This is a genomic window from Arthrobacter sp. Cr_A7 (genome assembly GCF_029222765.1).
GTDB lineage: Bacteria > Actinomycetota > Actinomycetes > Actinomycetales > Micrococcaceae > Arthrobacter.
The window spans coordinates 1-9,658 of the sequence record NZ_JARHXQ010000087.1 but is presented as its reverse complement, the minus strand read 5'-3'; the positions used below and the strand labels follow the sequence as shown (position 1 = coordinate 9,658).

The following is a 9,658-nucleotide window of genomic DNA, read 5'->3' as shown; positions in this document are numbered from 1 at the left end:
CCACCAGCTCCAGGGGCTGAAGTGACCCTGTTCGCCGGCGCCTTCGTGGATTTCAGCGTCGCTGCGGTCCTCGGGACGCAAGCCGACGCGTTTGCCGGTGAAGCCGAGGTATCCGCCGATCATGCCGGCGAGGCCGCCGACCAGCAGGATGCCCAGGATGCCTACCCATTCGCCCCAGTTGGTCAGGAAACCGTAAACCAGTGCTACCGGGACAAAGAAGAAGACTCCGGCTCCAAAGATCCAAGATTCGATTTTCACTGTGCGGTGTCCTTCTGGTCGGCGTTACCCAGCGCCTGGGCTGCAGGAGCCGGGGATTCAACGGTGTGGACCTGGCGGAGTTCAGGATGGTGCAGGTCCAGGGCGGGACGCTCGGAACGGATCCGGGGCAGGGAGGTGAAGTTGTGGCGCGGCGGCGGGCAGGACGTGGCCCACTCGAGTGAGGCACCGAAGCCCCAGGGATCGTCCACCTGCACCTTTTCGGCGCTGCGCCAGGTGATGTACACGTTCCAGAAGAACGGGATCAGTGAAGCACCCAGGACGAAGGACGCCACGGTGGAGAACTGGTTCATCCAGGTGAAGTTGTCCTCCACGAGGTAGTCGGCGTACCGGCGGGGCATGCCTTCGACACCCAGCCAGTGCTGGATGAGGAACGTGCCGTGGAAGCCGAGGAAGAGGAGCCAGAAGTGGATCTTGCCGAGACGCTCGTTGAGCATCTTGCCGGTCCACTTGGGCCACCAGAAGTAGAACCCGGCGAACATCGCGAACACCACGGTGCCGAACACCACGTAGTGGAAGTGCGCCACCACGAAGTAGGAGTCGGAGACGTGGAAGTCCAGCGGCGGGGAGGCCAGGATGATGCCGGTCAGGCCGCCGAAGAGGAACGTGATGAGGAAGCCGATGCTCCACAGCATGGGAGTCTCGAAGGTCAGCGATCCGCGCCACATGGTGCCGATCCAGTTGAAGAACTTCACGCCGGTGGGTACCGCGATGAGCATGGTCATGAACGCGAAGAACGGGAGCAGCACGGAGCCGGTGACGTACATGTGGTGGGCCCACACCGTCACGGACAGCGCTGCGATGGCGATGGTCGCGTAGACCAGGCCCTTGTAGCCGAAGATCGGCTTGCGGCTGAAGACCGGGAAGATCTCGGACACAATGCCGAAGAACGGCAGCGCGATGATGTACACCTCGGGGTGGCCGAAGAACCAGAACAGGTGCTGCCACAGGACAGCGCCGCCGTTCTCGGGGTCGAAGATGTGTGCACCGAAGCGCCGGTCCGCGCCAAGGGCGAACAGGGCTGCGGCCAGCGGCGGGAACGCCATGAGGACCAGGATGGCCGTGACCAGGGTGTTCCAGGTGAAGATCGGCATCCGCCACATGGTCATTCCGGGGGCGCGCATGCAGATGATGGTGGTGATGAAGTTGACGGCACCGAGGATGGTGCCGAAGCCGGACAGTGCCAGGCCGAAGACCCACAGGTCGCCACCGATGCCGGGGCTGAAGGTGGTGTTGGACAGCGGCGCGTAGGCGAACCAGCCGAACGAGGCAGCACCCTGCGGGGTGATGAAGCCGGAGACGGCGATGCTGGAGCCGAACAGGAAGAACCAGAACGCCAGGGCGTTCAGGCGCGGGAAGGCAACGTCCGGGGCGCCGATCTGCAGCGGCATGATCACGTTCGCGAACCCTGCGAACAGCGGGGTTGCGAACATGAGCAGCATAACGGTGCCGTGCATGGTGAACAGCTGGTTGTACTGCTCTTTGGTCTGCAGGATCTGCATGCCGGGCTCAAAGAGTTCGGCACGGATCAGCAGCGCCATGACGCCGCCGAGGCAGAAGAACACAAAGGATGCGATCAGGTACATGTACCCGATGGTTTTGTGGTCGGTGGAGGTGATCCAGTTGACGACGATGCGTCCCTTGGATTTGGGAACCACGGGAGCCGTCAGGACTCCGGTGGGTGCGGATTGAGTGTACGTAGCCACGTCGCTCCCCTTACTTAATTTCGTTCAGGTTCGGGTTGCGGTCGTACTCCACACCGAGGAGGCCCGTGTTGCCGGCTGCCTTCAGCCCGTCCATGTGGGCCTGGAATTCAGATTCCGACACCACCTTGACGCGGAACAGCATTTCGGAGTGGTACTCGCCGCAGAGTTCGGCGCACTTGCCGTCGTAGGTGCCCTCTTTAGTGGGGGTAAACCGGATGTAGTTGGTCTTGCCCGGGATCATGTCGCGCTTCTGGAGGAAGGCGGGAACCCAGAAGGAGTGGATGACGTCGCGTGCGTTCAGTTCCAGGTCAACGGACTTGTTCACCGGCAGGTACAGGGTGGGGAGCTGTTCCTTGTCAATGGTGTTTCCGGTGAGGTGCGCCTGGACGCCGGCCTCGTGGACGTCTTCTTCGATGACGTCGCCGGCCTTGTAGTTGAAGTCCCAGGCCCACTGCTTGCCGCGGACGTCAACAACGACGTCGGCGGGCTGGGAGCGGTCATCAATGGCCTGCTGGTCGCGGTCGGTGAAGTAGAAGAACACCAGGACCATGAACAGCGGGATGGTCAGGTAAAAGACTTCCAGGGGCAGGTTGAAGCTGGTCTGCCGCGGGAACCCGACGGTGCCCTTGCGGCGACGGTAGGCCACCAGGCACCAGACGATCAGGCCCCAGGTAATGATGCCCACGACCAGGGCGGCAATCCACGAGTTGACCCAGAGGTCCATGATGCGGTCGGTGTTGCTGGTGGTGCCACGTTCAGTGGGCAGCCACCCTTTCTCTACCTCTGGCGAACATCCGGTCAAAACCAACGCGCCGGCAATAGCCAAGCCTGTGATCGTTGTGATCGTTTTGCGTCGGCTGCCGGTTCGGTTCTGCGAACTCACAGACGGCCCTTCCTACTTGTTGCTGTTGTCCGGGCAGCCATCGGCGCCCCGGGCACACTAAAAGTTTTACTACTCGGTGTAGAGCTTACCGCTCCGCCGGGCGTTTCGCCCACATGTCGGCGCCGTGCCCCCATGCCAATGTTGATGGCAGGAGACACGGCGCCGGCATCGGGCGAAATAACCGGCCTAGTGGAAGGAATCTCCACAGGCGCAGGAGCCGCCGGCGTTCGGGTTGTCGATGGTGAAACCCTGCTTCGAGATGGTGTCTTCGAAGTCGATGCTGGCGCCGCTGAGGTACGGGACGCTCATCTTGTCCACCACGACTTCGACGCCGTCGTAGTCGCGGACGGCGTCCCCGTCGAGGAGCCGCTCGTCAAAGTAGAGCTGGTAGATCAGTCCGGAGCAGCCGCCGGGCTGCACGGCAACCCGAAGGCGCAGATCCGTCCGGCCCTCCTGCTCGAGAAGACTGCGGACCTTGCCTGCGGCGACGTCGGTCAGCTTGACCTCGTGGACCGGCAGTTCGCCGGCAGCGCTGGTGGTTTCGGTGCTGTTCTCATTGGTTGCGGTGCTCATTGGCCTACCTTCTTAGGACGGGTCCTGGCGGCTCCGCCTTGGCGGTGCCAGCCCCTACGGATTGGGTATGGGCTATAGCTACATGCTACGTCGGACAGCCGTGTAGCTCTAACTCCTCACGTAACCAACGAAGGCCACCGGTTGTTCCCGCCGACGGTAATTTTCAGGCCCCGGAACCCTGAAGCCCGTCCCTGTTGAGGCGGGCCAGCATCAGGGCTTCGGCCAGGATTGCCTTCCGGAAGTCGCCAAGGTGCAGGGACTCATTGGCACTGTGTGCGCGCGAATCCGGATCCTCCACGCCCGTGACCAGGATCTGTGCGTGCGGATAGAGCTCCAGCAGGTCGGCGATGAAGGGAATGGAACCGCCGATCCCCGTCTCCACGGCGGGCACGCCCCACGCTTCACCCAGCGCCCACATGGCCACGGTGGCAGCCGCCGAGGACGTGTCAGTCTGGAACGGGTTGCCGCTCTCCCCCGGCGTGAATATGACCTTCGCGCCAAAGGGCGCGTTGGCCTCCACGTGCCGGCGCACCGCCTCCATGGCCTCCGACGGGACCTGTCCCGGAGCCAGCCGGAGGCTGAACTTGGCGCGCGCACGGGGCAGGAGGGTGTTGGATGCGACGTCGACGCCCGGGGCGTCGAACCCGATGATGGACAGCGCCGGTTTGGTCCAAAGGCGCGAGGCGATGCTGCCTGACCCTGCCAGGCGTACGCCGTCGAGCACTGACGCATCGGCGCGGTAGTCCGCCTCCGGCAGGTCCACTGTGGCATTGTCCGTTGCCACGAGTCCTTCGATGGCGACGTTGCCCTCGTGGTCGTGCAGGGTGGCAATCAGGCGGGAAAGCAGGGTGGGGGCGTCCAGCACGGGGCCGCCGTACATACCGGAGTGGACGGCATGCTTCAGCACCTGGACCTCAATGACCCCGTCAACAAGCCCGCGCAGGCTGGTGGTGAGCGCGGGTATGCCCACTTTCCAGTTGCTGGAATCGGCCACGACAATAACATCGGCGCGGAGCAGCTCGCGGTTGGCTTCGAGGAACGGGCGGAAAGTGGGAGAACCGGCTTCCTCCTCCCCTTCAAAGAAGAAGGTGACGCCCAGGCCAAGCTCATCCCCCAGGACTTCGGAAACAGCCGCGTAGGCCGCCACGTGTGCCATGATGCCGGCTTTGTCGTCCGCTGCGCCGCGGCCGTACAGCCTGCCGTCCTTTTCCACTGCAGTGAAGGGCTTCGATTCCCAAAGCGTTTCGTCCCCTGCGGGCTGGACGTCATGGTGGGCGTACAAAAGAATGGTGGGTTTGCCTGCCGCGGCGGCGCGGCGGGCGACGACGGCGGGACCGCCCGGGGTGCCGTCCGCTTTGTTGCACGCCAGGATCTGCACCCCGTCCAGGCCTGCACTGCGGAGCAGTTCCGCAACGGCTTCCGCGCTCCTTTCCAGCGGCGCCCGGTCGAAGCTGGGCCAGGCGATGCCAGGGATGGCAACAAGCTCCTTGAGCCGGCTCAGCGTGCTGTCGAAGGAGCGGTCAATGGAGTTCCTGAGGTCTTCCGTCCAGGAGCTTTCGTCAAGGCCCGGGATTGTGGGGCCGCTGGAGTTGTGCGGGGTGGCCGTCGGCGATGAAGTCATGGCGGAAACATTACTCCCGTCACATCCGCCTCCAGCGGAAGCGCCGCCCAACAGGCATTCCCTGCCCGCCCGCAAGGTATTCTGTTGTGGTGTTCGGACGTAAAAAGGAAGCGCCTTCGGCGCAGGAATCAGTAGACCAGCAGGCGGCGGAAGCGGCAGCGCGGCAAGGCGGCGTGGCGGGCAAGGGCGCCCCGACTCCCACCCGCCGGGCGCAGGAGGCGGCCCGCAGGCGTCCGCTGGTGCCGGAGGACCGCAAGGCGTCCAAGGCGGCTGAGCGCCAGGCTATCCAGGACCAGCGGCAAAAGATGCGCCAGGCACTGGATACGGGTGATGAGAAATTCCTCCCCCTGCGTGACAAGGGCCCCCAGAAGCGTTTCGCCCGTGATTTCGTGGATGCCCGGTTCAGCCTGGGCGAGTACCTCATGTTCGGCGCGCTCGTTTTTGTCCTGGTGTCGCTGGTGGTGCCGGCGTCCAGCGACCTGATGATTTATGTCCTGGGCGGATTCTGGGTGATGTTCCTGGCCGTCTTCATCGACGTCTTCATCCTGTCCCGCAAACTCCGCAAGCGGCTGACCGAAAAGTTCGGCGAGGTGGAGCGCGGCACGGTGTGGTACGGCTCCATGCGTTCGCTGCAGTTCCGCAAGCTCCGTCTGCCCAAGCCCCAGGTCAAGCGCGGACAGTACCCGGCCTGATCCGTCGGGTCCATCCACACCAACAACAATGAGCAAACCCCGGCGGTATGAGCCGCCGGGGTTAGTCGTTTAAGGAGCCGCGGGACCCCGCTGCTCCTGCCAGGTCAGGACCGGCGGTTTTTCGCAAGCTGGCGGTTGATCCGCGCTGCCCAGAACGGGCCCTCATAGAGGAATGCCGTGTAGCCCTGGACGAGTGTTGCCCCGGCGTCGAGCCGTTCCTGGACATCCTGTGCTGTTTCCACACCGCCCACGGCCACGAGGGTCAGTTCGCCGCGGGTTGCTTCCTTGAGGCGCCGCAGGACGTCCAGGGACCGTTGCTTGAGGGGCGCTCCGGAGAGCCCGCCGGCGCCGCACTTTTCCACCTGCTCGGCCGGGGATGTGAGGCCGTCCCTGGCGATTGTTGTATTGGTGGCGATGATGCCGTCCAGCTTCAGGTCCAGGGCGAGGCGCGCGACGTCGTCGATATCCTCGTCGCTCAGGTCCGGCGCGATCTTTACCAGCAGCGGCACATGGCGCCCCGCTGCGCGGTCAGCCTCTTCGCCTACTGCGGTGAGCAGGGGCCGCAGGGTCTCCACATCCTGCAGCAACCGCAGGCCGGGAGTGTTCGGGGAACTGACGTTGACCACCAGGTAGTCGGCGGCGGGGGCGAGGCTGCGGGCACTGACGAGGTAGTCGTCCACCGCGTCGGCGAGCTCCACCACTTTGGTCTTGCCGATGTTGACCCCGATCACGGGCCGAACCCCGCGGTGCCTGCGCTGCAGCGCCGCCCGGGCAGCCTTTAGACGGGGTGCCACCGTGTAGGCGCCGTCGTTGTTGAATCCCATCCGGTTGATGACGGCACGGTCCTGGACCAGGCGGAAGAGCCGCGGCTTTTCGTTTCCGGGCTGGGCCTGGCCGGTGATCGTTCCTACCTCCACATGGCCGAAGCCCAGCTCGGTGAGGGCTTCGATGCCGTGCCCTTCCTTGTCAAAGCCGGCAGCCAGGCCAAACGGCGACGGGAAGGTGACACCGAAGGCGGTGGTCTGCAGGGACGGCGCAGGTGCCGTGAGCTTCTGGAGGACCTTCCCGGCGCCGGAGGCATGCGCAAACCGGATGCCTTTGAACCCGATTGTGTGGGCGCGCTCGGCGTCCATCCATGAAAAGGCCAGCCTGAAGAAAGTGGGATAAACGCGCATGCCACCAGTCTTCCGTCTCCGGCGTCCCAGACCAAAATGGTACAGACCAAATGCTTTGCCGGATTAGCATGAAGCCATGGAGTGGCAGCCGGACATCCTGGGTGAGGAGTTCGAGTCCCGCGCCTTTGCGGCCGCCGGGGACGACGGCGTGGAGCGGACTGCGACGCTGGTCCGGTTCCGCCCGGCGAACCACTCAGGTTCGGCCCGGCAGGCCCGCAGGGCAGTCCTTTTCCTGCACGGCTGGAGCGACTACTTCTTCAATGTGGACCTGGCGCGCTTCTGGTCCGGCGCAGGCTATGACTTCTATGCGCTGGACATGCACAACCACGGCCGGAGCCTGCGCCCTGAAGACCCGGGCGGGTACGTTGCAAACCTCGCGGACTACGACGCGGAAATTGACGTGGCGTGCCGGCTCATCAGCGGAGAGGGCGCACCGGGGCCACTGACACTGATGGGGCATTCCACCGGCGGACTGGTGGCGGTCCTGTGGGCCAGCAAACACCCGGACGCGGTGTCACAGCTGATCCTCAACAGCCCATGGCTGGAGATGCACGGGAGCACCCTGGTGCGGCTGGCGGCTTCCGGCATGGTGGGACCCGTAGCCCGGTTCCGTCCCGAGGCTGTGCTCCGGCTGCCGGAGCGGGGCTTCTACTGGCGCACCATCAGCAGCGCCGCTGACGGGGAATGGGCCCTGGATGAACGGTACCGACCGCCCATGGCCTTTCCCGTGCGGGCCGGGTGGCTGAGCGCGGTGCTGGCGGGCCATGCCCGCGTGGCCCGCGGCCTTGATATCGAGGTGCCCATACTGGTCCTGCTGTCCCGCGGAAGTGCGAACGGACTCTTCTGGTCGGAGGAGATGCGGCGGACCGACGCCGTGCTTGATGTGCACGTCATTGGCGCACGGGCGCTTACCCTTGGCCGCACCGTTACCGTGGAGCGGATCGACGGCGCCCTGCACGACGTGTTCCTCTCCCCCGCCGCAGTCCGTGCCGACGCGTATGCCCGCCTGGCCCGCTGGCTCAAGGCCTACGGGGACCAGGACCGGACCGACGGGCGATAAGGAATACCGTCCGTACGCACGAGGGGCAGCTAGGGCGTGGCCGGGCTTTCCGCGGCGGCACCAACGGGCTTCGCAGCGTCCACGGCGCCGCCGTACCTGCGGTCCCGCCGGGCGTATTCTTCAACGGCAGCCCACAGGGTCCGCCGGTCGACGTCAGGCCACAGGGTATCCATGAACACGAACTCTGCATACGCGGACTGCCACAGCAGGAAGTTGGACAGCCGCTGTTCCCCCGAGCTGCGCAGGAAGAGGTCTACGTCGGGAAGGTCCGGCTCGTCAAGATATTTCTGGATGGTCCGCTCGGTGATGGCCCCTGGCTTGATCCTTCCCGCTGCGACCTCGGCAGCGATTGCGGACACAGCGTCCGTGATCTCCGCGCGGCCGCCGTAATTAACACACATGGTCAGCGTGCAGGTGCTGTTGCCGGCGGTGAATTCCTCCGCCTCTTCCAGCTCGCGGATCACTGATCCCCAGAGCTTGGGCCGGCGGCCGGACCAGCGGACGCGCACTCCCCATTCGTCGAGCTGGTTCCGCTGGCGGCGCAGCACATCCTTGTTAAATCCCATGAGGAAGCGGACTTCCTCGGGCGACCGCCGCCAGTTCTCTGTAGAGAAGGCGTAGACGCTGACATACTCAATCCCGAGCTCGATGGCCCCTGCCATGACGTCCAGCAGCGCGGGTTCGCCGGCTTTGTGTCCCTCGATCCGCGGCAGTCCGCGCTGGTTGGCCCACCGGCCATTGCCGTCCATAACGATGGCCACGTGCCGTGGGATGAACTCTGCAGGAATGGTTGGCGCCACGGCGCCGGACGGATGCGGGTACGGGGCCACCACCGGGTGGGTGCGCCGGCGGGATGTGTTGGTCTTTTTGCCCAGGGCCACTGTCAGCTACGCTCCACATGCTTGAGGGATTTGAGAACTCGTTCGAGGTGCCATTGCAGGTAGGCCGCCACCAGGCCTGCCGCCTCCTTGCGGTGGACCGGCAGCGATCCGTCCGCGGTGGGCCAGTCGCCCGTGAGCAGGGCTGCCAGCAGTACCACTGTTTCAGGTGCGGGCGCGGGCGATCCCGGAGGCCGGCATCCGCTGCAGACCATGCCGCCGAGCGGGGCGGCGAACGCGGTATGCGGGCCCGGCTGCCCGCAGCGGGCACAGTCGGTGAAACTGGGCGCCCAGCCGCCGGTGGCCAGCGCCCGCAGCAGGTAGGAATCGAGGATGAGGCCGGCGGCGTGCTCATTCCTGCTCAGGGCGGCCAGGGCCCCGACCAGCAGGTTGTACTGCGCAGTGCCGGATTCGCCGTCCGCGTCTGTGAGCTTCTCGGCGGTCTCGGTCATGGCCGCGGCCACGGTGTACCGGCCGTAGTCAGCGGCGATGCTTCCGCCGTAGGCCCCCTTGGCGACGGCCTGGGTGACAATGTCCAGGGTGCGGCCGGACACCAGCTGAAGGTCAGCGACCATAAAGGGTTCCAGCCGCGCACCGAACCGGCTGCTCGTGCGGCGGACGCCTTTGGCGACAGCCCGGACCTGGCCGTGGTGCTTGGTCAGCAGCGTGATGATGCGGTCGGCCTCGCCCAGCTTGTGGGTGCGGAGCACGACGGCGTCGTCCCGGTACGCGCGGGAGGCGAAAGACTGTTGGGCCACGCTTTTATCTTCCCATCCCCTCCGGGCATGCGGCTG

General features: G+C 65.3%; 10 protein-coding genes. 2 read left to right on the top strand and 8 right to left on the bottom strand.

Annotated features, from left to right (window positions below; all coding sequences use genetic code 11):
- From P2Q66_RS05340 to P2Q66_RS05320, 5 genes are all read right to left on the bottom strand, one after another.
- Positions 1-258: cytochrome c oxidase subunit 4 (locus P2Q66_RS05340; protein ID WP_275726164.1), on the bottom strand; the 258-nt coding region annotated here is incomplete at its 3' end.
- A complete protein-coding gene (gene ctaD, locus P2Q66_RS05335) occupies positions 255-1,982 on the bottom strand; it encodes a cytochrome c oxidase subunit I (RefSeq protein ID WP_115525777.1) in 1,728 nt (575 codons plus the stop codon). The genes ctaD and P2Q66_RS05340, both read right to left, overlap by 4 nt.
- Before the next feature lie 10 nt (positions 1,983-1,992).
- The gene (gene coxB, locus P2Q66_RS05330; protein WP_079596163.1) at positions 1,993-2,865 is read right to left on the bottom strand and encodes a cytochrome c oxidase subunit II; all 873 of its coding nucleotides are present in this window, start codon (positions 2,863-2,865) and stop codon (positions 1,993-1,995) included.
- A gap of 186 nt (positions 2,866-3,051) precedes the next feature.
- The gene (locus tag P2Q66_RS05325; RefSeq protein ID WP_079596164.1) at positions 3,052-3,438 is read right to left on the bottom strand and encodes an iron-sulfur cluster assembly accessory protein; all 387 of its coding nucleotides are present in this window, start codon (positions 3,436-3,438) and stop codon (positions 3,052-3,054) included.
- Between the two features lie 163 nt (positions 3,439-3,601).
- Positions 3,602-5,059 carry a dipeptidase gene (locus P2Q66_RS05320; protein WP_275726162.1) on the bottom strand — a complete coding sequence of 486 codons (1,458 nt, stop codon included), beginning with the start codon at positions 5,057-5,059 and terminating at the stop codon, positions 3,602-3,604.
- Between the two features lie 89 nt (positions 5,060-5,148).
- On the opposite strand from P2Q66_RS05320, the gene P2Q66_RS05315 reads away from it, so the two are divergent.
- A complete protein-coding gene (locus P2Q66_RS05315) occupies positions 5,149-5,751 on the top strand; it encodes a DUF3043 domain-containing protein (protein ID WP_275726160.1) in 603 nt (200 codons plus the stop codon).
- Between the two features lie 104 nt (positions 5,752-5,855).
- Here P2Q66_RS05315 and P2Q66_RS05310 read toward each other — a convergent pair whose 3' ends face one another.
- Positions 5,856-6,926, bottom strand: a complete 1,071-nt coding sequence (locus P2Q66_RS05310) for a quinone-dependent dihydroorotate dehydrogenase (RefSeq protein WP_275726159.1) — start codon at positions 6,924-6,926, stop codon at positions 5,856-5,858.
- Positions 6,927-7,002: 76 nt separating this feature from the next.
- On the opposite strand from P2Q66_RS05310, the gene P2Q66_RS05305 reads away from it, so the two are divergent.
- Positions 7,003-7,986: an alpha/beta hydrolase gene (locus P2Q66_RS05305; protein WP_275726158.1), complete on the top strand. Its 984-nt coding sequence runs from the start codon at positions 7,003-7,005 to the stop codon at positions 7,984-7,986.
- A gap of 29 nt (positions 7,987-8,015) precedes the next feature.
- On the opposite strand, the gene P2Q66_RS05300 is transcribed toward P2Q66_RS05305, so the two are convergent.
- Positions 8,016-8,867 (bottom strand): isoprenyl transferase, encoded by an 852-nt coding sequence (locus tag P2Q66_RS05300; protein ID WP_079596168.1) that lies wholly within the window; start codon positions 8,865-8,867, stop codon positions 8,016-8,018.
- Positions 8,868-8,869: 2 nt separating this feature from the next.
- The gene (gene recO, locus P2Q66_RS05295) at positions 8,870-9,622 is read right to left on the bottom strand and encodes a DNA repair protein RecO (RefSeq protein WP_079596169.1); all 753 of its coding nucleotides are present in this window, start codon (positions 9,620-9,622) and stop codon (positions 8,870-8,872) included.
- Positions 9,623-9,658 lie beyond the last annotated feature (36 nt).

What these genes read in the sequence shown, in the direction of transcription:
- P2Q66_RS05325 (WP_079596164.1), bottom strand. Translation starts at nt 3,438, where the DNA reads ATGAGCACCGCAACCAATGAGAACAGCACCGAAACCACCAGCGCTGCC.
- P2Q66_RS05320 (WP_275726162.1), bottom strand. Translation starts at nt 5,059, where the DNA reads ATGACTTCATCGCCGACGGCCACCCCGCACAACTCCAGCGGCCCCACA.
- P2Q66_RS05310 (WP_275726159.1), bottom strand. Translation starts at nt 6,926, where the DNA reads ATGCGCGTTTATCCCACTTTCTTCAGGCTGGCCTTTTCATGGATGGAC.
- P2Q66_RS05305 (WP_275726158.1), top strand. Translation starts at nt 7,003, where the DNA reads ATGGAGTGGCAGCCGGACATCCTGGGTGAGGAGTTCGAGTCCCGCGCC.